General features: G+C 66.9%; 26 protein-coding genes, 2 tRNA genes and 1 riboswitch. Of the genes, 14 read left to right on the top strand and 14 right to left on the bottom strand.

Features of this window, described 5'->3' with window-relative positions; translation table 11 throughout:
* Positions 1-5 precede the first annotated feature (5 nt).
* The 5 genes from AABA51_RS00855 to AABA51_RS00835 are packed head-to-tail and all read right to left on the bottom strand — an operon-like array spanning position 6 to position 4284.
* Positions 6-395: a carboxymuconolactone decarboxylase family protein gene (locus AABA51_RS00855; protein WP_338276370.1), complete on the bottom strand. Its 390-nt coding sequence runs from the start codon at positions 393-395 to the stop codon at positions 6-8.
* A gap of 20 nt (positions 396-415) precedes the next feature.
* The gene (locus tag AABA51_RS00850; RefSeq protein ID WP_338273459.1) at positions 416-1318 is read right to left on the bottom strand and encodes a LysR substrate-binding domain-containing protein; all 903 of its coding nucleotides are present in this window, start codon (positions 1316-1318) and stop codon (positions 416-418) included.
* Positions 1319-1327: 9 nt separating this feature from the next.
* Entirely contained in the window at positions 1328-2845 is a 1518-nt protein-coding gene (locus AABA51_RS00845; protein ID WP_338273457.1) for a tripartite tricarboxylate transporter permease, read from the bottom strand.
* A 27-nt stretch (positions 2846-2872) separates the two neighbouring features.
* Positions 2873-3304, bottom strand: coding sequence for a tripartite tricarboxylate transporter TctB family protein (locus tag AABA51_RS00840; RefSeq protein ID WP_338273456.1), 432 nt, complete (start codon positions 3302-3304; stop codon positions 2873-2875).
* 5 nt (positions 3305-3309) lie between these two features.
* A complete protein-coding gene (locus AABA51_RS00835) occupies positions 3310-4284 on the bottom strand; it encodes a Bug family tripartite tricarboxylate transporter substrate binding protein (RefSeq protein WP_338273455.1) in 975 nt (324 codons plus the stop codon).
* A 372-nt stretch (positions 4285-4656) separates the two neighbouring features.
* Between AABA51_RS00835 and AABA51_RS00830 the strand changes: the two genes are divergently transcribed.
* Together AABA51_RS00830 and AABA51_RS00825 are read left to right on the top strand one after the other, a co-directional pair.
* Positions 4657-5619, top strand: coding sequence for a hydroxymethylglutaryl-CoA lyase (locus AABA51_RS00830; RefSeq protein WP_338273454.1), 963 nt, complete (start codon positions 4657-4659; stop codon positions 5617-5619).
* Positions 5616-6803, top strand: coding sequence for a CaiB/BaiF CoA transferase family protein (locus tag AABA51_RS00825; protein WP_338273453.1), 1188 nt, complete (start codon positions 5616-5618; stop codon positions 6801-6803). The genes AABA51_RS00830 and AABA51_RS00825 overlap by 4 nt, the downstream gene beginning before the upstream one ends.
* Positions 6804-6808: 5 nt before the next feature.
* Here AABA51_RS00825 and AABA51_RS00820 read toward each other — a convergent pair.
* Positions 6809-6885 (bottom strand) — tRNA-Arg (locus AABA51_RS00820).
* Between the two features lie 159 nt (positions 6886-7044).
* Here AABA51_RS00820 and AABA51_RS00815 point away from each other — a divergent pair.
* Positions 7045-8025: a LacI family DNA-binding transcriptional regulator gene (locus AABA51_RS00815; protein WP_338273452.1), complete on the top strand. Its 981-nt coding sequence runs from the start codon at positions 7045-7047 to the stop codon at positions 8023-8025.
* Between the two features lie 186 nt (positions 8026-8211).
* On the opposite strand, the gene AABA51_RS00810 is transcribed toward AABA51_RS00815, so the two are convergent.
* Together AABA51_RS00810 and AABA51_RS00805 are read right to left on the bottom strand one after the other, a co-directional pair.
* Positions 8212-9627 carry an L-serine ammonia-lyase gene (locus AABA51_RS00810; protein WP_338276368.1) on the bottom strand — a complete coding sequence of 472 codons (1416 nt, stop codon included), beginning with the start codon at positions 9625-9627 and terminating at the stop codon, positions 8212-8214.
* Positions 9628-9727: 100 nt separating this feature from the next.
* Positions 9728-9803 (bottom strand) — tRNA-Lys (locus tag AABA51_RS00805).
* Positions 9804-9901: 98 nt separating this feature from the next.
* Here AABA51_RS00805 and dapF point away from each other — a divergent pair.
* The 9 genes from dapF to AABA51_RS00760 all read left to right on the top strand — a co-directional run bounded on the left by dapF (position 9902) and on the right by AABA51_RS00760 (position 17034).
* Entirely contained in the window at positions 9902-10741 is an 840-nt protein-coding gene (gene dapF / locus AABA51_RS00800) for a diaminopimelate epimerase (RefSeq protein WP_338273451.1), read from the top strand.
* The gene (mtaB, locus tag AABA51_RS00795; RefSeq protein WP_338273450.1) at positions 10738-11994 is read left to right on the top strand and encodes a tRNA (N(6)-L-threonylcarbamoyladenosine(37)-C(2))-methylthiotransferase MtaB; all 1257 of its coding nucleotides are present in this window, start codon (positions 10738-10740) and stop codon (positions 11992-11994) included. Before dapF ends, mtaB begins: the two co-directional genes overlap by 4 nt.
* 15 nt (positions 11995-12009) lie before the next feature.
* Positions 12010-12663: an FMN-binding negative transcriptional regulator gene (locus AABA51_RS00790; RefSeq protein ID WP_338273449.1), complete on the top strand. Its 654-nt coding sequence runs from the start codon at positions 12010-12012 to the stop codon at positions 12661-12663.
* A gap of 32 nt (positions 12664-12695) precedes the next feature.
* Positions 12696-12977, top strand: coding sequence for a hypothetical protein (locus AABA51_RS00785; RefSeq protein WP_338273448.1), 282 nt, complete (start codon positions 12696-12698; stop codon positions 12975-12977).
* Complete coding sequence (locus AABA51_RS00780; RefSeq protein WP_338273447.1) at positions 12974-13579, top strand: glutathione S-transferase; 606 nt, start codon at positions 12974-12976, stop codon at positions 13577-13579. Before AABA51_RS00785 ends, AABA51_RS00780 begins: the two co-directional genes overlap by 4 nt.
* A complete protein-coding gene (locus AABA51_RS00775; RefSeq protein ID WP_338273446.1) occupies positions 13576-14004 on the top strand; it encodes a GNAT family N-acetyltransferase in 429 nt (142 codons plus the stop codon). The genes AABA51_RS00780 and AABA51_RS00775 overlap by 4 nt, the downstream gene beginning before the upstream one ends.
* 247 nt (positions 14005-14251) lie before the next feature.
* Positions 14252-14827: a ubiquinol-cytochrome c reductase iron-sulfur subunit gene (petA, locus tag AABA51_RS00770; RefSeq protein ID WP_338273445.1), complete on the top strand. Its 576-nt coding sequence runs from the start codon at positions 14252-14254 to the stop codon at positions 14825-14827.
* An 18-nt stretch (positions 14828-14845) separates the two neighbouring features.
* Positions 14846-16201, top strand: coding sequence for a cytochrome b (locus AABA51_RS00765; protein WP_338273444.1), 1356 nt, complete (start codon positions 14846-14848; stop codon positions 16199-16201).
* A gap of 17 nt (positions 16202-16218) precedes the next feature.
* Entirely contained in the window at positions 16219-17034 is an 816-nt protein-coding gene (locus AABA51_RS00760; protein ID WP_338273443.1) for a cytochrome c1, read from the top strand.
* Between the two features lie 232 nt (positions 17035-17266).
* Here the strand turns inward: AABA51_RS00760 and AABA51_RS00755 are convergent, their stop codons facing one another.
* Genes AABA51_RS00755 through thiB form a run of 3 tightly spaced genes read right to left on the bottom strand, consistent with a single transcriptional unit; the run spans position 17267 to position 20470 of the window.
* Complete coding sequence (locus AABA51_RS00755; RefSeq protein ID WP_338273442.1) at positions 17267-17956, bottom strand: ATP-binding cassette domain-containing protein; 690 nt, start codon at positions 17954-17956, stop codon at positions 17267-17269.
* Positions 17940-19508, bottom strand: coding sequence for a thiamine/thiamine pyrophosphate ABC transporter permease ThiP (locus AABA51_RS00750; protein WP_338273441.1), 1569 nt, complete (start codon positions 19506-19508; stop codon positions 17940-17942). The genes AABA51_RS00755 and AABA51_RS00750 overlap by 17 nt, the downstream gene beginning before the upstream one ends.
* Positions 19484-20470 (bottom strand): thiamine ABC transporter substrate binding subunit, encoded by a 987-nt coding sequence (gene thiB, locus AABA51_RS00745; RefSeq protein ID WP_338273440.1) that lies wholly within the window; start codon positions 20468-20470, stop codon positions 19484-19486. The genes AABA51_RS00750 and thiB overlap by 25 nt, the downstream gene beginning before the upstream one ends.
* A gap of 46 nt (positions 20471-20516) precedes the next feature.
* A riboswitch (TPP riboswitch) is annotated at positions 20517-20626 on the bottom strand.
* Positions 20627-20719: 93 nt separating this feature from the next.
* Between thiB and aroC the strand changes: the two genes are divergently transcribed.
* Both aroC and AABA51_RS00735 read left to right on the top strand, forming a co-directional pair.
* On the top strand, positions 20720-21820 hold the full coding sequence (gene aroC / locus AABA51_RS00740) for a chorismate synthase (RefSeq protein ID WP_338273439.1): 1101 nt from the start codon (positions 20720-20722) through the stop codon (positions 21818-21820).
* Between the two features lie 163 nt (positions 21821-21983).
* Entirely contained in the window at positions 21984-22697 is a 714-nt protein-coding gene (locus AABA51_RS00735; RefSeq protein WP_338273438.1) for a hypothetical protein, read from the top strand.
* A 23-nt stretch (positions 22698-22720) separates the two neighbouring features.
* Here AABA51_RS00735 and AABA51_RS00730 read toward each other — a convergent pair whose 3' ends face one another.
* The 3 genes from AABA51_RS00730 to AABA51_RS00720 all read right to left on the bottom strand — a co-directional run bounded on the left by AABA51_RS00730 (position 22721) and on the right by AABA51_RS00720 (position 24799).
* Entirely contained in the window at positions 22721-23122 is a 402-nt protein-coding gene (locus AABA51_RS00730) for a thioredoxin family protein (RefSeq protein WP_338273437.1), read from the bottom strand.
* A 23-nt stretch (positions 23123-23145) separates the two neighbouring features.
* A complete protein-coding gene (locus AABA51_RS00725; protein ID WP_338273436.1) occupies positions 23146-23859 on the bottom strand; it encodes a cytochrome c biogenesis CcdA family protein in 714 nt (237 codons plus the stop codon).
* A 67-nt stretch (positions 23860-23926) separates the two neighbouring features.
* A complete protein-coding gene (locus AABA51_RS00720; protein ID WP_338273435.1) occupies positions 23927-24799 on the bottom strand; it encodes a DMT family transporter in 873 nt (290 codons plus the stop codon).
* Positions 24800-24915 lie beyond the last annotated feature (116 nt).

The raw sequence follows: 24915 nt of genomic DNA, 5'->3' as shown, positions 1-24915 counted from the left end.
GGGCCTCAGATCAGCCCCCGCTCCTCCAGCACCTTGCGCGCGACGCGGAAACATTCATGCGCCTGCGGCACGCCGCAATAAATCGCCACCGCGTGACAGGCGGCGCGGATCTCCTCGACCGTGCAGCCATTGTTCAGCGCGCCCCGGCAATGCAATTCCCATTCATGCATCTTGCCGAGCGCGCCCAGCATCGACAGGTTCATCAGGCTGCGCGTCTTGGCGTCGATCGCATCATCGCCCCAGCCGAACCCCCAGCACCAGGCCGTCATCGCCTCCTGAAAGCCGCGCGTCAGATCATCCGCGCCATCCAGGCTTTTCTGGACATATTCGGCCCCCAGCGTCGCCTTGCGCCGCGCCAACCCCTTCTCGAACAGATCCTCGTCAAAGGTTCCCATCGGCTTTCCCTTCCTCTCGTTCATCCCGCCTGACCGCGCAATGTCGCGATCAGGGCCGCGGTCTGCGGACTGACCGCCGCCAAATCGCGCACTGCCAACAGCAGGTCCCGCGTGGCCCATGGCTCGTCCAGCGGCACCATCGCCAACCGCGTCGCATCCAGATAGGGCTCGACCGCGCCAAAGGGCAGAACCGCGATCCCCAGCCTTGCCTGAACCATGCGCCGCACCCCGTCGAAACTCTGCACCGCCACCTGTGTGCGGATGCGCGCGCCCAATTCCTCGGCCCAGCGTTCGATCCAGGTCTGGATCGAGCTTCCGGCCTGCAGCGCGACAAAAGGCTCGCCCACCACATCCTCCAGCCGCAGCACCCTGTTGCGCGCCAACGGGTGGTCGGCGGGCATGACGACGACCAGCGTGTCGCGCCGATAGGGCAGGATCGACAGGCCAGCGGCGTCGGTCAGCCCCGAGAATATGCCCAGATCGACCCTTCCCGCGCGGACCGCCTCGATCACCTCCACGCTCGTCATCTCGGCCAGGTTCACGGTCAGATCGGGATGCGCCGTCACGAATTCCGCCAGATCCTCGGGCAAAAACTGCGAGATGGCCGAGGAATTTGCCGCCACCCGGATCGCCCCGCGCCGACCCGTGGCATGGGCCCCCATCTCGGCCTCCATCCGGTCGACCGCATCGCGCAAGGCCTCCGCGTGGCGGAGCAGGTCACGCCCCGCCGGTGTCAGCTCCACCCCCCGGCGATGCCGGTTCAAGAGCGGCACACCCACCAGCGCCTCCAGATCCGCGATCCTTTTGCTCACGGCCGAGGGCACCAGCCCATGCAGGCTGGCCGCCTGCGCGATGCTGCCCCCGCTTGCCACGCTGCGAAACAGCGCCAGCGACACGAGATCGTAGCGCGTGCCCCCTGCCACGCCGCCGCCTCAGCCTTCGGTCAGGCGCTCGGCCTTGCTCTGCTTGTGGTCGCGCACCGCCAGCCAGACCGACAGCGCCAAGAAGCCCGCGGTCAGAACATAAAGCGTGATCGAAATCGGGCTCGCGATCAGGATGCCCCAATCCCCCGCCGAGATCGACATCGCCCGGCGCAGCGCCCGTTCCATGTCACCCCCCAGCAAAAGCCCCAGGACCAGCGGCACCAGGCTGATGTCGAGCTTGCGCATGATGTAGCCGATCACCCCGAAAAACACCATCAACTCAAGGTCGAAGATCGAATTCGAGATGCCGTAGACCCCGACAAAGGTGATCGCGGCCACCACCGGCATCAGCGCCCAGGTGGGCGTCATCATCAACCGGGTAAAGATGCCGATCATCGGCAGGTTCAGGATCAGAAGCGCGATATTGGCCAGGTAGAGCGACGCCACCAGACCCCAGACCAGATCGGGCTGACGCTCGAACAACAACGGACCCGGCTGGACGTTGAGCGAGATGAGCATCGCCAGCAGCACCGCCGTCGTCCCCGACCCCGGCACGCCCAAGGACAGCATCGGGATCAGCGCACCGCCCGCCGCCGCGTTGTTCCCCGCCTCCGGGGCGGCCACGCCGCGCGGATCACCCTTGCCGAACGTGCCCTTGGCATTCGATTTCTGCTTTTCGAAGACATAGGCCATGAACGAGCCCAGCGAGGCACCGGCCCCCGGCAACACGCCCGCGACGAAGCCCACGCCCGAGCCCCTCAGCATCGCCCAGCGCGTCGGCCAGATCGCCGACCATTGCGGCAACCAGCGGTCCACCTTGATCGCCTTGGGCCGTTCCTTGGCGGTCTTTTCCAAGAGCAGCAGGATCTCCGAGATCGCGAACAGACCCACCAGCGCGACGATGGGCTGGATCCCGTCATAAAGGTGGAAATTGTCCATCGTGTAGCGCGGCACGCCCGAAATCGGGTCGATGCCCACGGTAGCCAGCATCAACCCGATCAGGGCCGACAACAGCGTCTTGCGCGGATCGACCCCCGCGATGCCGCCGATGGTGGCAAAGGCAAGGATATAGAGCGCGAAATAATCCGCCGGTCCGAAATGGATCGCCGCGCGCGCCAGCACGGGCGCAAACAGCGACAGGCCGATCACCGCGATGGTCGCCCCCACGAACGACGCGACGCCCGAAATCGCCAGCGCATTGGCCGCCTGCCCCTGCACCGCCATCGGATAGCCGTCGAGCGTGGTCATGATCGCCGGCTCGTCGCCCGGAATGTTGAGCAGGATCGACGAAATCCGCCCCCCGTACATGCAGCCGAAATAGACCGCACACAGCAAGATCAGCGACGAGGTGGGATCGAAGCCAAAGGCGAATGTCAGCGGGATCAGCACCGCCACCCCGTTCACCGGCCCCAACCCCGGCAGCGCGCCCAAGAGCGTGCCGACGAAACAGCCCATCAGCAACAGGCCGATGTTGAGCGGCGTCAGCGCGACCAGAAAGCCGTTGCCGATCAGCGAGAGCACTTCCATGGATGGTCCCCCCACGCTGCTCCGGCCTCAGCCGAACAGCGTCCCCAGAAAATCAAGCGGCAATCCCAGCACCTTGTCGAACAGCGCCCACAGGCCGGGGCCGAATACCGCGCCCAGCGCGATGGCTCGCCAGGGCGCGCCCCCCATCACGATGCCGACGATGGCGATCAGCGCCGCCGTTGCGATGGGAAAGCCCAGCTCTTCCATCACCAGCGTGTAGCCGACGAAAGCCGCCAGCGCGACGGCCTGCCGCCACAGACGGTCCCGTCCCGGCCATTCCACCTGTCCGGTCGGAAAGATCACCAGCGAGGCCGACAGGATCATCATCGGAATGCCCACGATCAGCGGAAAGACCGACGGCCCCAGCACGTCGCCAAAGGTGATCTGATACGTCTGCGAGTGCAGCGTATAAAGTGCCGCGATCGCAAAGACCGCGGCACCAAAGAGCCTGACGCTCATTCCTGTCATTGAATGATGCCGATATCGCGCGAGATCTGCTCCATGATCCCCGCCTGATCCCGGACGAAGGCTTCGAATTCGGCACCGCCGCGCCAGATCGGCACCAGACCTGCCGAGGTCGCGGCCGTCTGCCAGTTGTCCGAATTGTAGAGCGTCTCGAGCCGCTCGACCCAGCCGTCATAGGCCGCGTCCGACACCTGGCCGCCGGTGTAAAGCCCGCGCCAGTTGTAGCCGGTCACGTCCACACCCTGCGAAATCGCGGTGGGGATATCCGGGAAAGCCGGGATCGGATCATCCGACAGCGCCGCCAGGACGCGGATATCGCCCGATTCCACGAAGCCCGCGATCTCGCCCATGTCGGTCGACACCACGTCGATCTGGCCGCCCATCATCTGCGTGACCGCATCGGTGCCGCCGTCGAACTGCACCCAGCGGATCGCGCTCAGATCCTCGGTGCCGGTCGCATCGGCCACCATCAACAGGCGGATATGGTCCCAGCCGCCAGCGCCCGACGAACCACCCGTCACGAGCGAGCCCGGATCGGCCGCGATGGCGGCGGTCAGCTCGGCCAGCGACTGGATCGGGCTGTCGTTGTCGACCGCGATCACGCCCACATCGGCACCCAGCATCGCCAGGTAGCGCATGGTTTCCAGCGGCGCGGGGTAACGGCCCTGCGCCATCTGCGTGACGCCGACGGTCGAGGTGGCGACGATCAGGTCCTCGTCATCCGGGCGCTCGGCTGCGACCATGGCAAAGGTCACGGCCCCGACGCCGCCGGGCATGTTGGTGACCTGGACGTTGCCCTCGACAAGACCCAGCTCGCCCAGCACGCGCCCGATCGTGCGGCAGGTGAAATCCCAGCCGCCGCCGGGGTTCGACGGCGCGATGCATTCGGTCGCCGATGCGGGCGCAGCCGTCACGGTCAATGCGGCCGCCAGCACGGCCCCCAGTTTCACGGAAGTCAGTGTACGTACGGTCATAAGGTCCTCTCCTCCCTTGTGCCAAACCGCTTGCAGGGGATTGCATCTGCAAATGTTTTGCAAGCGTGCATGACGGGTGCTCACGCCTGACATCACCATTTTTCATGCCTGAGCCCCGAGGATCGATGGCTAGCCGCAATGCGGCACAACCCTCAATAACCTCCACAAAACCACATGATATCAAGGGTTTGAAAATTCCCACGCGGTGCCCCGACCGCCCCACCCCCGCCTGCCCTTTCTGCAAAAGCAGCATAACAAGACGCCATGAGACCGGAACAGGCGCCGCGCCCCGCCCTTGCCGTGGCCTGCGACAGCGCGCCAATATGCGCCCGCAACCCCGCCCCGGCCCCTGCCGCGCGACAAGGACAGACCATGACCCACGCCGCCTCCCCCCCCGTCCCCGACGGTGCCCATATCACCATCTGCGAGGTCGGCCCCCGCGACGGGTTCCAGATCGAATCCACCTTCATCCCGACCGACAAGAAGATCGCGATCATCAACGCGCTCTTCGCCGCCGGATTGCGCGCGATGCAGGTGACCTCCTTCGTCAGCCCCCGCGCCGTGCCGCAACTCGCCGATGCCGAAGCCGTGCTTGCCGGCATCGACCGGCCAAAGGGGGCGCTGATCACCGCCCTCATCCCCAATCTCAAGGGGGCCGAACGCGCCGCCGCCTGCGGGGTGGATGCGGTCCATACCGTCGTCTCCGCGTCAGAGACCCACAACCGCAAGAACGTGAACCGCCCCATCGACGCCTCGCTCAAGGATTTCGAGGCCGTCTGCGACCTGATGCTGCAAAAGGGGATCATGGTCGAAGGCGGCATCGCCACGGCCTTCGGCTGCCCCTTCGAGGGCGTGGTGCCCCCCGAACAGGTGGCCCGCATCGCCAAACGCTACCAGGATCTCGGCGCGACCGCCGTGGGTCTGGGCGATACCACCGGCATGGCCACCCCCGCCACCGTCCGCGCCGCCGTCCAGGCGATCCGGGCCGAGGCGCCGGGGCTGGGCATCGGCCTCCATTTCCACAACACGCGCGGTGTGGGTCTGGCCTGTGTCATGGCGGGCCTGGCCGAAGGCGTGACCCATTACGACGCCTCCGTGGGCGGCCTGGGCGGCTGCCCCTTTGCTGCCGGGGCCACCGGCAACATCTGCACCGAGGATCTGGTCTATCTCCTGAACGAAAGCGGCTATGACACGGGTGTCGACCTCGACGCGATGATCACGGCCGCGAAACTCGCCCAGGACATCATCGGCCGCGAGCTTCCGGGGCAGGTCATCAAATCCGGCCCGCGCCTGCGCCGCTACGATCCCGGCCTGACCGCCACGGCCGCAGGATGAGCCAGCTTCCCCTGTCCGGCGTGCGGGTGGTCGACCTCACCCGCATCCTGTCCGGTCCCTTCTGCGCCATGATCCTTGGCGATCTCGGGGCCGATGTGATCAAGATCGAGGCCCCGGGCGGCGACCATGTGCGCGGCCAGGGCGAAAAGGTCGACGGCTTCTCCTGGTATTTCGCCAGCTTCAACCGCAACAAGCGGTCCGTCGTCCTCGACCTGCGCAACCCCGAGGGGCTCAAGGTGCTCGAGCGTCTGCTCGCCGATGCCGACATCCTGACCGAGAATTTCCGCCCCGGCGTCCTGTCCGAAATGGGCTTCACGCCCGAACGGCTGGCCGACATCAACCCCCGCCTGATCGTGGTCTCGGTCAATGGCTATGGCTCGACCGGCCCCTATGCCGACCGCCCGGCCTTCGATTTCATCGCGCAGGCCATGTCGGGCTACATGACCACCAATGGTCGCCCCGATACCGGCCCCTTGCGCACCGGCCCGCCGCTCACCGACCTGATCGCGGGGCTCTACGCGGCCCTTGGCGCGGTCGCGGCACTCGCCGGCCGCGACAGGGGCGGGCCCGCGCAACGGGTCGAAGCCTCCATGATGATGTCGATGATGTCGATGATGGCCTATCTATCGGCCAATGCGCTGGTGACGGGCCGCGATGCCGCCCCCACCGGCAATGACCATCCCATCGCATCACCCTATGGCCTGTTCCGCGCGCAGGACGGCGATATCGCCATCGCGCCCTCGACCCTGCCCATCGTCAAACGCCTTCTGGCCGAAATCGGCCTGCCCGATCTTTTGTCCGATCCCCGCTTCGCCACGAACGAGGCCCGGGTCCAGAACCGCGCGGCGCTGAACGCGCTGATCGACGCCGCCCTCGCCCATGACACGCAGGAAAACTGGATCACGCGGCTCAATGGCGCGGGCGTGCCCTGTGGCCGGGTCCAGACCCTGACCGAGGCGCTGGCCGATCCGCAGGTCGCGGCACAGGACATGGTGCTGTCCGTGCCCCATCCCGGCCATGGCACCGTGAAAATGGTGGGCTTCCCGGTGAAGTTCTCTCAAACGCCCTTGCAGGTCCGCCACCCCGCCCCCGATCTGGGCGCCCATACCGATGCCGTCCTGGCCGAGGCGGGCTATGACGCCGCCACCATCGCCAACTTGCGCGACAGGAATGTCATCGGCTGAAAATCTGGCGACCCCGACAGGATTCGAACCTGTAACCTGTCCCTTAGGAGGGGACTGCTCTATCCAGTTGAGCCACGGGGCCACGCCGCCCGCGTTTTCGGCCATTCGCGCCCGTCGGGCAAGGCGCAATTCGCACGCGGCTTGCGGTAGGGCGCGGGGCGACCTAACACTGGTCGCACGGCGACAGCCTCAAAGGACCGGATTTTTGCGCGGACGCAACCCTTTCGACGGAAAACCCCAGATGACGCTCCGCGACGTGGCCGAGGCTGCGGGCGTGTCGGAAATGACCGTCAGCCGCGTGTTGCGCAGCCGGGGCGATGTCTCGGCCCAGACGCGCGAACGCGTCTTCGCCGCCGCCCGCAAGCTCGGCTATGTCCCCAACAAGATCGCGGGCGCGCTGGCCTCCAACCGGGTGAACCTGGTGGGCGTGGTCATCCCGTCGCTCTCGAACATGGTCTTTCCCGACGTTCTGGCCGGCATCGGCGAGGTGCTGGACGAAACGCCGCTGCAACCCGTGATCGGCACCTCGAAATACGACGACGATCTCGAGGAAAAGGTGATCTACGAAATGCTCAGCTGGCGGCCCTCCGGGCTGATCGTGGCGGGGCTCGAACATTCCGATGCCGCCCGCGCGATGATGGCCAATGCGGGCATCCCCGTGGTCGAGGTGATGGATGTCGACGGCGACCCCGTCGCGGCTTGCGTCGGCATCAGCCATCTCGAGGCCGGGCGCCAGATGGCCCGCGAGATTGCCGCGCGCGGCTATCGCAAGATCGGCTATTGCGGCTCCTCCTCGATCAAGGACCACCGCGCGCAGAAACGGCGGCAGGGCTTCGAACAGGGTCTGGCCGAGGCGGGGCTGTCGCTCACCGATGCCTGTCTTTACGCGGGCACGTCCGGCTTCGGCACCGGGCGCGGCATGACCGCCGAGATATTGGGCCGCACGCCCGACCTCGATTTCCTCTACTACAACAGTGACATCAACGCGGCGGGCGGGCTGCTCTATTGCCTCGAAAAGGGCATGGATATTCCGGGCCGGATCGGGCTTGCCGGGTTCAATTCCTTCGAAGTGCTGGACGGCCTGCCGATGCGCATCGCCACGATGGACAGCCAGCGTCACGACATCGGCCGCCGCGCGGCCGAACTGATCGCGGCCAATGCCCTGACGAACGAGGTGGTGACGCTCGCCCCCGTCTTCCTCCCCGGCGACACCGTCCGGTAGGTTGGGCAATCTGCCCACCAGAACGCACCCGGCCAACAAATCCCTAACCGGTCAAGTCCACGGCAACCTTCCGTCAACATCCGCCCCCGGATCTTAACGAAGCCTCAAGGTTTCGCACAAACCATTAAACCCCGTGTAGGGTGCGCCTTCAGGCGCACCGCACGGCCCACAGAACCCACCGCACCCTCAACATTCCGGCAGGTTGACCGCCAATCCGCCAAGGCTCGTTTCCTTGTACTTCGTCGACATGTCGAGACCCGTCTGCCGCATCGCCTCGATGCAATTGTCGAGCGGCATGAAATGCGTGCCATCACCGCGCAACGCCAATGACGCCGCCGAAACCGCCTTGATCGCGCCCAGCCCGTTGCGCTCGATACAGGGCACCTGCACCAAGCCGCCCACCGGGTCGCAGGTCATGCCCAGATGATGCTCCAACGCGATTTCCGCCGCGTTTTCAACCTGTTCATTGGTCCCGCCCAAGGCCGCGCACAGCCCCGCCGCCGCCATGGCGCTGGCCGATCCGACCTCGCCCTGACAGCCCACCTCGGCGCCCGAGATGCTGGCATTGTGCTTGATCAACCCCCCGATGGCCGAGGCCGCCATCAGGAACCGCCGCCGCCCATCTTCCGTCGCACCGATGCAATGGTCACGGTAATAGCGCAGCACCGCAGGCACCACGCCGGCAGCCCCATTGGTGGGCGAGGTGACGACCCGCCCGCCCGCGGCGTTTTCCTCGTTCACGGCCATCGCATAGACCGACAACCAATCGTTCACCGTATGCGGCTGGGCCAGGTTCGAGCCGCGTTCGGCCAGCAATTGCTGGTGGATCGCCCGCGCGCGCCGCTTGACGCGCAACCCGCCGGGCAGCTCGCCCTCCATCCTCAGGCCCCGGTCGATGCAATCGTCCATCGCCTGCCAGACGGCATCGAGCCGCTCTTGCACCTCGCGCGCGGGGTGGCGGGCGGTTTCATTGGCCCATTTCATCTCGGCGATGCTCTTGCCCGACGCGCGCCCCATCGCCAGCATTTCTGCAGCAGACCCAAAGGGATAGGGATATCCCGCCGCCGCCTTTTCGTCATGGAGCGCGCCAGCACCCCCCGGCGTTCCCCCCGCCAATTCCCGCGCGGTCAGGACGAAACCGCCCCCGACGGAATAATAGGTCTCCTCCATGTAGAGGTTCCCGGCCCCGTCGAAGGCGCGCAGCACCATGCCATTGGCATGACCGGGCAGCGGCGGGCCGTAGTCGAAGACCAGGTCGCTTTCGGGATCGAAGCGCAGGGGCGGCAGGCCCGGCGGCGTGACGAGACCCGTCCGGCGCACCTCGGCCTCCAGCGCCTCGGCCCGGTCGGGATCGAGCGTTGCGGGCACGTGGCCCGAAAGGCCAAGGATCACGGCCCGGTCGGTCGCATGCCCCTTGCCGGTAAAGGCAAGCGAGCCATGCAGCGTGCAGCCAAGCGCCGCCAATTCCCCCGCGCCCGGCTCCTTTTCCCGACCCGATCGCAGGTCGGACAAGAATCGCGCCGCAGCCGTCATCGGCCCCATCGTGTGGGACGAGGACGGGCCGACGCCGATCTTGAAGATGTCGAAAACGCTCAGGAACATGGCCCCTTGATAGGCCATCGCACCGGAAACCCCATAGGGAAAACGACAGGCGGCGCATGGTTCGCGACCGGCATCATCATCTTGTTTCACAGGGGATAAATGGTGAGCCCGACAGGATTCGAACCTGTGACCAATTGATTAAAAGTCAACTGCTCTACCAACTGAGCTACGGGCCCACTCAGGGCCGCGTCTCTACGGCGGGGGTTTGGCGGCGTCAAGCCAAAAACCGGGCGGGGGATTTCCTTGCAAGCCGCAGAGGTGTATGTGCCCGCGCATGTCCCAGATGCCGCCCCCTTCCGGCCTGCCCTTTGTGAAAATGCACGGGCTTGGCAATGACTTCGTGGTGATCGACGCGCGCAACACCGATGCCGCCGTCACGCCCGCCTTGGCGCGTGCGCTGGCCGATCGTCACCGGGGCGTGGGCTTTGACCAACTGGCGCAGGTCGAAACGGGGGATGATTCCGATCTGCGGCTGACCTTCTGGAACGCCGATGGCAGCCTGTCCTCGACCTGCGGCAATGCCACGCGCTGCATCGCCGCGCGGGAAATGGCGCGGACTGGCAAGAGCACGCTGACGCTGCGGACCGAACGCGGTCTGTTGCAGGCGCGCGATGCGGGCGGCGGCCTGACCTCGGTCAACATGGGGCAGCCCGTGCTCGACTGGCAGGGCGTGCCGCTCGCCCGCGATGTGGACCTGCTGCACCTGCCGATTCCCGGCGATCCGGTGGCGACCGGCATGGGCAATCCGCATTGCAGCTTTTTCGTCGCCGATGCCGAGGCGGTGGACCTTGCCGCCCGGGGCGCGGAGATGGAACATCACCCGCTCTTTCCCGAACGCACCAACGTGCAGTTCGCCCATGTGATCGGTCCCGACCATCTGCGGATGCGGGTCTGGGAACGGGGCACGGGGATCACGCTGGCCTCCGGCTCGTCATCCTGTGCGGTCGGTGTCGCCGCCGCGCGGCGCGGGCTGACCGGGCGCAAGGTCCAGATCACGCTCGATGGCGGCGATATCTTCATCGACTGGCGTGACGATGGCGTCTGGATGACCGGCCCGACCGCGCTGGTGTTTGAGGGGTATCTGTCGCCCGACTGGCTGGCCGCCATCCCATGAGCGCCGCGCCCGTCTTTCACACGCTCGGCTGTCGGCTCAACGCCTATGAAACCGAAGCCATGCGCGAGATGACCGAGGCTGCGGGCCTTGGCCAGACGGTCGTGGTCAACACCTGCGCCGTGACCGCCGAGGCGGTGCGCAAGGCCCGTCAGGACATCCGCCGCCTGCGCCGCCAGCACCCCGAGGCGACCCTGATCGTCACCGGCTGCGCCGCACAGACGGAGCCCGAAACCTTCGCCCGGATGCCCGAGGTCGACCGCGTCATCGGCAATACCGAAAAGATGCAGCCCGAGACATGGGCCGCCATGGCCGTGGACCTGATCGGAGAAACCGAGCGGGTGCAGGTCGACGACATCATGTCCGTGACCGAAACGGCGGGTCACCTGATCGACGGGTTCGGCACGCGCAGCCGCGCCTATGTGCAGGTCCAGAATGGGTGCGATCATCGCTGCACCTTTTGCATCATCCCCTTTGGTCGCGGCAATTCGCGCAGCGTTCCGGCGGGTGTCGTGGTCGATCAGATCAAGCGGCTGGTCGATCGCGGCTATAACGAGGTGGTGCTGACCGGCGTCGATCTGACCTCCTGGGGCGCGGACCTGCCGGGGGCGCCGCGGCTGGGCGATCTGGTGATGCGCATCTTGCGGCTGGTGCCCGATTTGCCGCGCCTCAGGATCAGTTCGATCGATTCCATCGAAGCCGACGAGAACCTGATGCAGGCCATCGCGACCGAGCCGCGCCTGATGCCCCATCTGCACCTGTCGTTGCAGCATGGCGACGACCTGATCCTGAAACGGATGAAGCGCCGCCACCTGCGCGACGATGCGATCCGGTTCTGCGAGGAGGCGCGGCGGCTGCGCCCCGACATGGTCTTCGGCGCCGACATCATCGCCGGTTTCCCGACCGAGACGGAGGCCGCCTTCGACAATTCGCTGAAGCTGGTCGCGGACTGCGGGCTGACCTGGCTCCATGTCTTTCCCTATTCGCCCCGCCCCGGCACACCCGCCGCGCGGATGCCACAGGTCGCAGGGCCCGCGATCAAGGACCGCGCCGCGCGGCTGCGCGCAGCCGGTGCAGCACAGGTCGCGGCGCATCTGGCCGGACAGGTCGGGCGCGCGCACCTTATCCTGATGGAAAACCCCCGCATGGGCCGAACCGAGCAATTCACCGAAGTCTCCTTTGCCACCGACCACCCCGAAGGCCAGATCGTCACCGCCACGATCACGGGCATCGCGGGCGAACAGCTGACCGCTTGACCGACGGGGAGAGAGATGCACCCGAACCCGGCCTTTCGCTCTGAACCCGAGGCGCTGAACCTCGCCTTTGCCCGCGCGCGCGGTTTCGGCACCTTGTGCGTGAACGGCGATCAGGGGCCGATGCTGGCGCATGTGCCCTTTTGGCTGAACGCGGATGCGACGATGGGCGAGCTGCACCTTGTGCGCTCGAACCCCATCGCGCGGGCGGTGACAGGCCCCGTGCCTGCCGTCATCGCCGTGATGGGTCCCGATGGCTACATTTCGCCCGATTGGTATGGCGACCCGGCGCAGGTGCCGACATGGAATTACATCGCCGTGCATTTGCGCGGGCATCTGCACCCGGCCGATCCCGATGAGATGCGCCGCCACCTCGACCGCGTTTCGGCCCATTTCGAGGATCGCCTTGCCCCCAAGACACCCTGGACCGTCGACAAGATGCCAGAGGAGGCGCTGGCGCGGATGATGCGGGGCATCCTGCCCTTCCGGTTCACGCTGGACGCGGTCGACGGGACGTGGAAGCTCAACCAGAACAAGACCGAAGCGGCCCGGCTTGGCGCTGCCGATGCGGTCGCTTCCTCGCCCATCGGGCACGAGGTCGAGAGGCTGGCCCAGCTCATGCGCGACGGCCCGCCGCCGATGGACAGCGACACGCCCTTCCCCTATCTCTGAGCGCAAGTTCCAGCCGCAAGGGAGGTTGCGCCTTGGCCATTCCGTTCACCCCGATCGCTGCTGCGGCGCTGCGCTATGGCGCGGTCGCGGCGCTCAGCTATGCCGTGGCGCGCCGCGCGCGGCCCCACAGCCTGCACCCCGCCACCGAGGCCGAGATGGACCGGATGCCCGAGGGCGCGCATCTGGGCCATGCGCCGGGGCAGATGAACGCCACCGCCCGCCTTCGGCGCGCCATCCGCCTGGGCGCGACCGGTCCGGGCGTGGAAATCGACCTTGGCGCGCTGGCCCGCCTTCGCCTGCGGAGGCTCGCATGACGCAGGTTCTTCTGGGCTCGCCGCTCTCGCCCTTCGTGCGCAAGGCGCGCGTGGTGATCGCCGAACTGGGCATCACCGATATTCCCTTCGAACAGGTGGCAACCTCGCCCGTGCATGGCGAAGAGCGGATCAACGCCGCCAATCCGCTGGGCAAGATCCCGGCGCTGGTGCGCGACGAGGGGCCGACGCTCTATGACAGCCGGGTCATCACCCGCTACCTCGATGCGACGCGCGGCGGCACCCTCTATCCCGAGGCCCGCCTGTGGGAGGTTCTGACGCTCGAGGCCACCGCCGACGGCATCATGGATGCCGCCGTGGGCATGATCTACGAGGAACGCTATCGCCCCGAAGAGATGCGTTTCGCCCCCTGGGTCGAAGGGCAATGGGGCAAGGTCAGCCGTGGCCTCGACGCGATCGAGGCGCAATGGATGAGCCATCTGGCCGGACCGCTCGACATGGGCCAGATCGCGGTGGGCTGCGCGTTGGGGTATCTCGACCTGCGGCACGGGGCGCGCGACTGGCGCGCGGGGCGTCCGGCGCTGGCGGCATGGTATGCCGCTTTCGCCGCCCGCCCCTCGATGGCCGCCACCGCCCCCGCATGAGGATCGGCCCCGCCACGACGACAGCCGCCCGCGCGGCCTGTTTCGCCGTGCGCCGGGCCGTCTTCATCGAGGAACAGGGCATCCCCGAGGCCGAGGAATGGGACGCGGCGGATGAAACCTGCCTGCACATCCTGGCCGAGGATGATACCGGCCCTCTGGGCACCGCGCGCCTGATCGCGCGGGGTGCCGTGGCCAAGATCGGACGCGTCGCGGTCCTGCCACAGGCCCGTGGCACGGGGCTTGGCCGCAAGATCATGGACCATGCGCTGAACGCGGCGCGCACCGCCGGTTTCGCCGAAGCGATGCTGGAATCGCAGGTCAGCGTCATCGGCTTTTACGAAGGTCTGGGATTCGTCGCCGAGGGGCCGGAATATGACGACGGCTCGGGCATCTTGCACCGGGTGATGCGCCGCCCGCTGCCCTGAACACCGGCAATGCTCAATTCAGGCGAAAGCCCGAGGGCAGGCCGCTCACCCAAGGGCTGAAAACGCGCTCGAAATCGGCGGTTTGGATGCGACATTTCGGCCAAGATGCGCGCGTTTGTCCGCTGGACGCCTATAACGGCAATCCATAGACAGCGGACTATCCGGGTGAAGGGACGACTCCCTTCGCCCTCTCGGGTTTTCAAGGTCCGGCATTCCCCGGACCCAGAACAAGGGGAGACGCGAAACCGTGTCACACGCCGAAGACCATAGCGGTGATCGCCGCGATTTTCTGTACTACGCCACTGCCGGTGTCGGCGCCGTGGCCGTCGGGGCGGCAGTTTGGCCCCTCGTCAACCAGATGAACCCCTCCGCCGACGTGCAGGCGGCAAGCCAGATGCGCGTCGACGTGTCGGGCGTCGATGTCGGCACGCAGCTGACCGTGCTGTTCCTCGGAAAGCCCGTGTTCATCCGCCACCGCACCGAGGAAGAGATCGCCGAGGCGCGCGCCGTTTCGGTCGATGATCTTGTCGATCCCATCGCCCGCAATCGCAATCTCGGCGATGTGCCCGCGACCGACGAAAACCGCACGATGACCGATTTCAACGGCGAGAACACCGGCGAATGGCTGGTCCAGATCGGCGTTTGCACCCATCTGGGCTGCGTGCCGATCGGTGACGGTGCCGGCGATTTCGGCGGCTGGTTCTGCCCCTGCCACGGGTCGCATTACGATGGCGCCGGCCGCATCCGTCGCGGGCCCGCCCCCCAGAACCTTCCCATTCCCGTCGCAGAATTCGTGGATGAAACCACGATCCTGCTCGGCTGACCCGGAGGAAACGCGCTCATGTCCGGAATTCCCCACGATCATTACGAGCCGAAGAGCAACGCCGAAAAGTGGTTGCACCGCAGGCTCCCCATCGTGTCGCTGATGTATGACACGCTGATGATCCCGACCCCCAAGAACCTCAACTGGATGTGGATCTGGGGCATCGTGCTGGTCTTCACGCTGGTTCTCCAGATCGTGACCGGCATCATCCTCGTGATGCACTACACGCCGCATGTCGACCTGGCCTTTGCTTCGGTCGAGCACATCATGCGCAACGTGAACGGGGGATGGGCGATCCGCTACATCCACCAGAACGGCGCGTCGCTGTTCTTCATCGCCGTTTACCTCCACATCTTCCGCGGCCTCTACTACGGCTCCTACAAGGCCCCGCGCGAGGTGACGTGGATCATCGGCATGCTGATCTACCTGTTGATGATGGGCACCGCCTTCATGGGCTACGTTCTGCCCTGGGGTCAGATGTCCTTCTGGGGCGCGACCGTGATCACCGGCCTTTTCGGCGCCATCCCCTTCGTGGGCGAGGCGATCCAGACCTGGCTTCTGGGCGGACCGGCGGTGGACAATGCCACGCTGAACCGCTTCCTGTCGCTGCACTACCTGTTGCCCTTCGTCATCCTGGGCCTCGTGATCGTGCATGTCTGGGCCTTCCACACGACTGGCAACAACAACCCCACGGGTGTTGAAGTTCGCCGCACGTCGAAAAAGGAAGCCGAGGCCGACACCCTGCCCTTCTGGCCCTATTTCGTGATCAAGGACCTGTTCGCGCTTGCCGTGATCCTCGTCGCCTTCTTCGCGATCGTGGGCTTCATGCCCAACTACCTCGGCCACCCCGACAACTACATCGAGGCCAACCCGCTGGTGACGCCCGCGCATATCGTGCCCGAATGGTACTTCCTGCCGTTCTACGCGATCCTGCGCGCCTTCGACGGCGAAGTCTGGCTGGTGATGCTGGTCGACTTCCTGACCGCGGGCATCGTCGACGCCAAGTTCTTCGGCGTGGTGGCGATGTTCGGCGCGATCATCGTGATGGCGCTGGTGCCGTGGCTCGACACCTCTTCGGTGCGTTCGGGCCGCTACCGGCCGATGTTCAAGTGGTGGTTCTGGCTCTTTGTCGTCAACTTCTTCGTCCTGATGTGGGCGGGGGCGATGCCGGCCGAAGGGATCTACCCCTATATCGCGCTGATCGGCTCGGCCTATTGGTTCGCCTATTTCCTCGTGATCCTGCCGCTTCTGGGCGTGATCGAAAAGCCGACGACCCCACCGGCCACGATCGAGGAAGACTTCAAAGCCCACTACGGCAAAGACCACGACGGCCATGGCGGCGTGACCGCCACCGCGCCGACGCCGGCCGAGTGAAAGAAAGGACACTGAGTATGCTCAGGAAACTTGCCCTCAGCTCGGCCACCGCCGCCACGCTCGCCCTCTCTTCGGGGGCGGCGCTGGCAGCCGGTGCGGCGGGCCATGTCGAAGATTACGCCTTCTCCTTCGAAGGCCCCTTCGGCACCTTCGACCAAATCCAGCTCCAGCGCGGGCTGCAGGTCTACACGCAGGTCTGCGCGGCCTGCCACGGCCTGCGCTACGTGCCGATCCGCACCCTCTCGGACGAGGGCGGCCCCGGCTTCACCGAAGAAGAGGTCCGCGCCTACATCGAGCAGAACTTCATCGAGGTCTACGACCCCGAGCTGCAGGATTGGCGCGCCGCCACCCCGAATGACAACTTCCCGGCCAATGATGCGGCCGGGGCCCCCGACCTCAGCCTGATGACCAAGGCGCGCGCGGGTTTCAGCGGCCCCTACGGGCTTGGCCTGAACCCGCTGTTCCGCGGCATGGGCGGTCCCGAATATGTCGCCTCGCTCCTGACCCATTACACCGGGTCCGAGCGCGAGGAATTCGGCTCGGTTCTCTACGGCAACGAAACCTTCCCCGGCGGCTACATCTCGATGGCCCCGCCGCTTTGGGAAGGTGCCGTGGAATACGGTGACGGGACCGAAGCGACCGAGGAACAGATGGCGCTCGACGTGGCGGCCTTCCTGACCTGGGCGGCGGAACCCAAGCTGATGGCGCGCAAGCAGATGGGCTTTACCGCCGTGCTGCTTCTGGGCGTGCTGTCGGTCCTGCTCTACCTGACGAACAAGCGCCTCTGGGCTCCGGTCAAGGCTCGCGCCAAGGGCGCACAGCCCGCCGAGTGATCCTCGTGGCTAGCCAAACAGGAAAACGCGCCCCCCGGGGCGCGTTTTTCGTTTGGCGGGTCGCCCCACCGGTCATGGTGCGCCTAAAGGCGCACCCTACAGCGCACAATCCGTCCCAGTGGGTAGGGTGCGCCTTCAGGCGCACCTTGCGGCCCATCGGTAGGATGCGCCTTCAGGCGCACCGCAACACCCGCCACGTCACCGGCGCCGAACAAACCCCTCACCACGCCCCTCACATCCAGGCGCGCAAGGCCTCTGGCGGCTCCTTCCCCAAATCCGCCATGGCTAAATCCAACACCTTCGCCCCATCCTCCAAGAGCCAGAGCCGGTCGCACAACCGTTCCGCATCGCGCAGGTCGTGGCAGGCCATGATCAGCGTCAGGCCCCGGTCCACGCACAGCTCTCGCACCAGCGCCAGCATCTCGGTCTTCAACCCGGGATCGAGCGCGGCAAAAGGTTCGTCGAGCAGCGCCAGCGGCCGATCCCTCAGCAGCATCCGCGCCAGGGCCACCCGCGCCTGTTGCCCCCCCGACAGGGCCGCAGGTTTGCGCCCACCAAGGCCCGCCAGCCCGACCCGCGCCAAGGCATCCTCCACCCGCGCCCTGTCCGCCTCCGACAGGCGCAGATCGGGCCTAAGCCCCAGCGCGACATTGTCCACGACCGTCAGATGCGGAAACAGGTTCCCATCCTGAAACAGGATCGACACCGGCCGCCCGGCGACCGGGGCGCGGGTGATCTCCTGCCCGTCCCACAGGATACGGCCCCGGTCGGGCCAATCGAACCCCGCGATCAGGGACAGGAGCGTGCTTTTCCCGCTCCCCGATGCGCCCAGAAGCGCCACACGTTCCCCCGCCGCGACATCGCCCGACAGGGCCAGCGTAAAACCATCTTGCGTCAGCCGCAGATCATCGAGCGATAGCATCAAGCCGTCCTCCCCGGTCGAACAGCCAAAACAGCGCCAATGTCAGCGCCATGAGCAGCACCGCCGCACCCTGGGCGTCATCGGTGCGATAGGCCCCCATCAACCGATACATCTCGAGCGGCAGGGTCCCCTGTCCGGGGCTCGAGAACAAGGTGATCACGCCCAGATCGCCCATGGAAAATGCCGCCGCCAGCCCCGCACCAAACCCAAGCGGGCGAGCAAGGCGTGGCAGGATGGCATGGCGCAACCGGGCCATCCCGCTCATTCCCAGGGCTTCGGCCAGACGCCCCTGCCCACCCTCCGCCGCCAGCGCGGCGGGCACAAGCGCGCGCAACAGGAAGGGCAGCGCCACCAGCGCATTCACCAGCCCCGTCACGGGCAGCGCCAGCGCCACCGGGTCGCCCCATGGACGGATCAGCACGAACATCCCCGTCCCGATCACCAGCGATGACACCGCGATGGTCAGGAATGCCAGCCCCTCGACCATCCCGGGCCGGCGGAGCCGCGCCACGAAAAGCGCGATGGGCAAGGCCAGCGCCACCGCCAAACCGGCGGAGGCCAGCGCCAGAACCACGGACCGCAGCGCCGCCTGCCAGACCGACAGGGGCATACCCGCAAGCGCCGGCAGACCCTTCAGCGCCACGGCAAGCAGGGGCAATAGCAGGAACAGGGCGGCCAGCGTGATCGCCAGCGCATCCCGCGCGCGCGCGCCCTGCCCATCCCCCGGCCATGCCAGCGGCGGGCGGTCCAGCCCCGTGCCCAGCTCCCGCCCCCGGATCGCGCCAAAGGCCAGCGCCCCCGCCCCAAGACAGATCGCCACCTGCACCAACCCCAGCGCCGCCGCGCGCCCAAGATCGAAATCGAACCGGAACGCCTGGTAGATCGCCAGTTCCACGGTCGTGGCCCTCGGCCCCCCGCCCAGGATCAACGCCACCGCGAAACTCGTCGTGCAGATGAGAAAGATCAGCAGACCCGCACCGGGCAGAACCGCGCGCAGCAAGGGCCGCTCGAAATGGCGGTGCATGTCGGCCCCGGAAAATCCCAGCGCAATCGCCAGCCGCACCCGTTCCGACGGGATATCCTGCCAGCCCTGCAAGATCAGCCGCACCGCCAGCGGCAGGTTGAGAAAGACATGGGCCAGCACAACGCCCTGCAACCCGTAGACATCGATCCGCCCCAGCCCGATGCCCATGAGCGCCGCGTTGATCCAGCCCGCCCGGCCAAAGACCGCCAAAAGGCCCAGGACCGCCACGATCACCGGCAACAGGAACGGCGCGCCCATCAGCGTCACCAGCATCCGCCGCCCCGCGAAATCCCGCCGCGCCAGCGCGCGCGCTACGGGGATCGCCAGCACGACGCTCAACAGGGCCGACAGCGCCGCCTGCACCAGCGTGAACCGGATCGCCGCAAGATCCGCAGGACCCAGCGCCAGCGGCCAATCGGCCCGCGCCATCACGGCGGCCAAGGGCCCCAGAACGGCCAACGTGACGAGCGCGGCGAAAACCGCGCCCGTCTTGTGCAGCCCGCTCAGCGGCTGAGCGCGGCTTGCCATGTGGCCAATGCCTCGTCACGGACCGCCGCCGCCTCTTCGGGCGACAGAAGGATGGGCCGCGCAGGCGTCAAGAGCGTCTCGAAGCCTTCGGGCAGCGCCTCGGCGGGCAGGGCGGCGGGATACATCCAGTTCGTCGTCGGGATGACCGACTGGAACCCCTCGTCCAGCATGAAGCGCAGGAAATCCCGCGCCAGTTCGGGCTGATCGGTGCCCGCCAGCATCCCCGCCACCTCGACCTGCATGTAATGCCCTTCGTCGAAACCGGCTGCGGCAAAGCCTGCGTCCTCCTCGGCGATCAGGTGATAGGCGGGAGATGTCGTGTAGCTCAGCACCATGTCGGCCTCGCCCTCGAGGAACAGGCCATAGGCCTCGGACCAGCCGGGGGTCACGGTGACGATATTGTCGGCCAATCCTTCCCAGATCGCGGCCGCACCCTCGCCATGCGCGGCCGCTACCCACATCAACAGGCCCAGACCGGGGGTCGAGGACCTTGGGTCCTGGATAACGATGGAGATGTCGGAGGCCGCCAGCGCGGCAAAGGAATTCGGCACATCCTCCAGCCCCGCACGATGGACAAAGGCGAAATAGCCCCAGTCGAAGGGCAGGAATTCGGCGTCGTCCCACGCGACGGGCAGGGTCAGCCCCTCGGGCGTGAGGCCATGGGGCGCGAACAGCCCCGTGTCGCGCGCCGCCGCCGTCAGGTTGGTGTCGAGGCCAAGGACCACATCGGCCTCGGACCTTTCGCCTTCCAGCCTGACCCGCGCCAAAAGCGCCGCGCCATCGCCCGCGCCGACGAATTGCAGGTCGCAGCCGCATGTCGCCTCGAAGGCTTCCTCGATGGCCGGTCCCGGCCCCCATTCGGATACGAAGCTGTCATAGGTATAGACCGTCAGCACCGGGGCCTGCGCGAAAGCGGCCCCTGCGAAAACGCTCAACCCCGCAGCGATGATGGTGTGTTTCATGTCTCACTCCTCCATTGCGACGGGCGAAGTGAAGTGTGGGGTTCGTTCGTGACCCGCAAACCTTCCCTCCGCCGGTCCTAACCGGTTCAGGTTCAACGGGTTCGCGCATCAGCCCGCGCATCTCAGGTCGCATCACGACCACCCCGAGGTGGGCCAACAGCTAGCGCCGCGCCCGCCCGCGTGCAAGCGCCTTGGCATTTGGCGCTTGGGACGCTAGGCCGTGGTCTGAGCAAAAGGGATGCCCGCGCGATGAGCTTCAACAGTTTCGGCCACCTCTTCCGCGTCACCACATGGGGCGAAAGCCATGGACCCGCGCTTGGGGCCACGGTCGACGGCTGCCCGCCGGGCGTTGCCATCGACGCGGCGGCGATCCAGCATTGGCTCGACCGGCGCAAACCGGGGCAGAACAAGTACACGACCCAGCGCCGCGAACCCGACGAGGTGGAAATCCTCTCCGGCGTCTACGAGGGGCAATCGACCGGCACGCCGATCCAGCTGATGATCCGCAACACCGACCAGCGGTCCAAGGATTACGGCGACATCGCCGAGAAATTCCGCCCCGGCCACGCCGATATCACCTATTGGCAGAAATACGGCATCCGCGATCCGCGCGGCGGCGGGCGGTCCAGCGCGCGCGAAACGGCGGCGCGGGTGGCCGCAGGCGGCGTGGCGCGCGCGGCGCTGGCCGATCTGGTTCCGGGGCTTTCGATCACGGGCTACATGGTCCAGATGGGCCCGCACGGCATCGACCGCACCCGCTTTGACGCAGCCGAGATCGAGCGCAATCCCTTCTGGGTGCCCGATGCGACGGCGGCCGCCGAATGGGCCGAATACCTCGATGCCTTGCGCAAATCGGGCGACAGCGTCGGCGCCGTGATCGAGGTCGTGGCGCGCGGCGTGCCTGCGGGCCTTGGCGCACCGATCTATGGCAAACTCGACACCGATCTGGCCGCCGCGATGATGTCCATCAACGCGGTCAAGGGCGTGGAAATCGGCGATGGCATGGCGGCGGCCGCGCTGACCGGCAGCCAGAATGCCGATGAAATCTCCATGGGAGCCAACGGGCCGGTCTATGCCTCGAACCATGCGGGCGGCATCCTTGGCGGCATCTCGACCGGGCAGGACGTGGTGGTGCGCTTCGCGGTCAAGCCGACCTCGTCGATCCTGACCCCGCGCAAGACGATCACCAAATCGGGCGAACCGGTCGAGATCGTGACCAAGGGCCGCCACGACCCTTGCGTCGGCATCCGCGCCGTGCCGGTGGGCGAGGCGATGATGGCCTGCATCCTGCTTGACCACCTGCTGCTCCATCGCGGTCAGGTCGGCGACAGGGGTGGCCGTATCGGCTGAAGACGCGGCAGGATCGGCCCATCCCGAAACAATACCGACCGATGGGCGGGTGTGGTTTCCGGGCTGGAACCCCTGCACCGAAAGCACCCGATCCTTGCCCCGGAATTGCCACAATTCCACCTGACCCCGGACATGTTTGGGGCAAGTCACGGAATGTCTGCATATGGCTGCTGCGCTGCATCGCTACCTTGGCCACGGCTATCGGCGGGTCGATTGGGCCCTGATCCTTGTCGTGATCATGGCACTTGCCTTGTTCATGGCCAGCGTGATCCGCTCGGGCGCGCCTGACGGTGGCACCCAATTCGGCCTGCAGCTCGGCGGGTTGCGCGCATTGTCCGAGACCGAAACGCTGGTCACCTTCGAGCCGGACGGCCCGGTCGATCCCGGCGCATGGGCCGGCGGGCGGCCCAACGCCGATCATGCGGCCCTTGGGTCGGTCTGGCTGGCTGATCCGCCCGATCAACCCCTGACCCGCGTCATCACCCTGCCCGAAGGCAGCGCGCGCGCCCTCCTGTCCTTCGACCTTGTCGTCATGGGCGATTGGTCCGCGCGGGGGCTTGCCGTGTCGATCGATGGCGAAGACGTGCTGCGTCAACCCTTTGGCGCCGCCGATCAGGCCCCGCCGCCCCCCGAAACGATGCGCGGTGACGACCGCATCGCGCTGCGCAGCCGCATCACCGGCCCCCGCATGCTGTCGGGTCCACCGGACCTGTCCGTCCAGCGTCTGCACCTCGATATATCGGTCGTGACCCCCCAAGAGGCGATCACCCTGACCCTTGCGCCACTCGGCACCGACACGGGCGGCGCTGATCCTGCGCCGTCTTGGGCGGTCGACAATCTTGTCGTCGTGGCTGACGGCCCGCCCTACCCGCCCTAGATCGTCGTGGCCGAAGGCCCGCCCTAGGCCAGCCCCAGATCCAGCAGCGCCCGGATCTCCGCCTCCCGCGTGCCGGCGACGATCCGGCCCAGTTCCATATCGCCGCGCAGCAACACCAGCGTGGACCGGCGCGGGATGTTCAGACGCCGCGACAACTCCCCGTCGCCATGCTGATCCCAATCCACCCGGACAAAGCCCATCGCCGCATCATAGGCGGGGTTCGTGGCGCGCAATTCCTCGATCACGCGGGTCTGCGCGCGGCAGGTCGAACACCAGCTGGCCCAGAAATCCACCAGCAGCGTCTCGCCCGCCGCCAACCGTTCATCGACCAGACCGGGCGTATAGTCGACCATCGCCGCCGCCCCGCGCGCAAGGGGCGTCAGGGCCAGCGCGCCCGCCCCGATCAGAAAGCTTCTCTTGTGCATCCCCGACATCTCCCTGAACCAAGTCAAAGCGCGACCGACAGATCCACCAGCCAGACCGGCAATCGGTCCAGAAGCCAGATCTCGGCCATGTGATGCCAGCGCAGCAAGATCGCCACGCCGACGAAAACGAAAACCGCCCCCATCACCGGGCGCGAGGCCAGGGCGAAGCGGCGCAAGCTTTCCATGTGCCGCCGCATCAGCCCGCGCGCCCCATGGCCCAGCGCGATAACCACCGTCCCGATGCCCAGCGCAAAGCCCAGCATGATGCCGAAGGCGCGCAACAGATCCTCGCCCTGCGAGGCAAGCGAGATCGCGCCGCCCAGCGTCGGGCCGACACAGGGGCTCCAGACAGCGCCCAAAAGCAGCCCGCCCAGGAATTGCCCCCTCCAGCCCTCGCGCGGAATGTCCTGCATGCCCTGATCGGCGCGCGCGGCCATGCCCGCCGTGGCCAGCGCGAACCGTGCCTGCGCCTGCGGCAGCAACAGCACCAATCCGAACCCCACCATCAGCACCGCACCCGCGCGGGCCACCATCTCTTCGGTCAGGCCCACCAGATGGCCCGCCGCGATCACCCCGAACCCCAGCGTGACAAAGGCAAGCCCCATTCCGGCAGCCAGCGCCAGCGGACCGAACCGGCTGGCCTGCAAGGCACCGGCCAGCACGATCGGCAAGACCGGCAGGACGCAAGGATTGATCAGCGTCAGCAGGCCCGCACCATATGCGAGAACGAATTCCATGCGTCCTGATGCGCCGCCCGGCGCGCCCTGTCACCCAACATGCGCGTGATCGCTGCGTGAAAGCCGCTCAGGCCGGTTTGGCGCGTGACAGCTGCACCGCCAGGATGCCCGCCGCCACGATGGCCACGCCCAGCGCATCGACCCAGGACAGGCCCTCGCCCAAAAGCACGGCGGCGATGGCCACCCCGAAGACCGGGTTGAGGAAGTGAAAGGTCGCGGCCCGCGTCGCCCCGATCCGGCCCACAAGCCAGAACCAGATCAGCGTTGCCAGCAATCCCGGCATCAGCGTGGTATAGGCAAAGGCCACGACCAGGGGCACCGACCAATCCACCACGATCGTCTCGGTCAGCGCCGCAATCGGGGCCAGCACGGCCGATCCGACCAGCATCTGCAAGCCCACGATCATCAACAGGTTGCCGCCGCCCTGTGCGGCGACCCGCACCGCCAGCGTCGCCACCGTCAGGGCCACCGCCCCGATCAGGCACAGCACGATGCCCAGCGCATCCGCGCCGCCCGACAGGCGTTGCACCATGATCAGCCCGACGCCGAAAAACCCCGCCGCCAGCCCGGCCAGACCCAGCGCAGGCAACCGGTCGCGGAACAGACCCCAGGACGCCGCCGCCACTAACAGCGGCATGGTCGAGGCGATGATGGCGGCCAGCGACGCCTCGATCCATTGCATGGCGACGAAGTTGAGCCCCAGATACAGCGCGTTCTGGCAGATGCCGAAAATGACCACGGCGCGCCACTGCGCCGCCGACAGGCGCATGGATTGGCCCATGGCCAGCGCGATGCCGATGCCGATCCCGCCCGAGATCAGGAACCGCAGCGCCAGCGCGGTGAGGGGCGGGGCCGCCTCCACGATGATCCGGGCCGAGGCAAAGGCCGACGACCAGATCAGGGCAAACAACAGCCCCCCAAGCAGCGCGCGAATGTCCATGAACCGCCTTCCCGTCCCTGCGCGCAGCAAACGCGCAACGCGCGGCGGGGGCAAGCGGATTTGCGGCCTGTCCGGCCCCTGCAAACCCGCCATGCAGAAATGAAAAGGCCGCGGCC

This window comes from Roseicyclus marinus, assembly GCF_036322625.1.
In the GTDB taxonomy this organism is placed as follows: Bacteria; Pseudomonadota; Alphaproteobacteria; order Rhodobacterales; family Rhodobacteraceae; genus Roseicyclus; species Roseicyclus marinus_A.
This window is presented reverse-complemented; position numbering and strand designations above follow the sequence as displayed.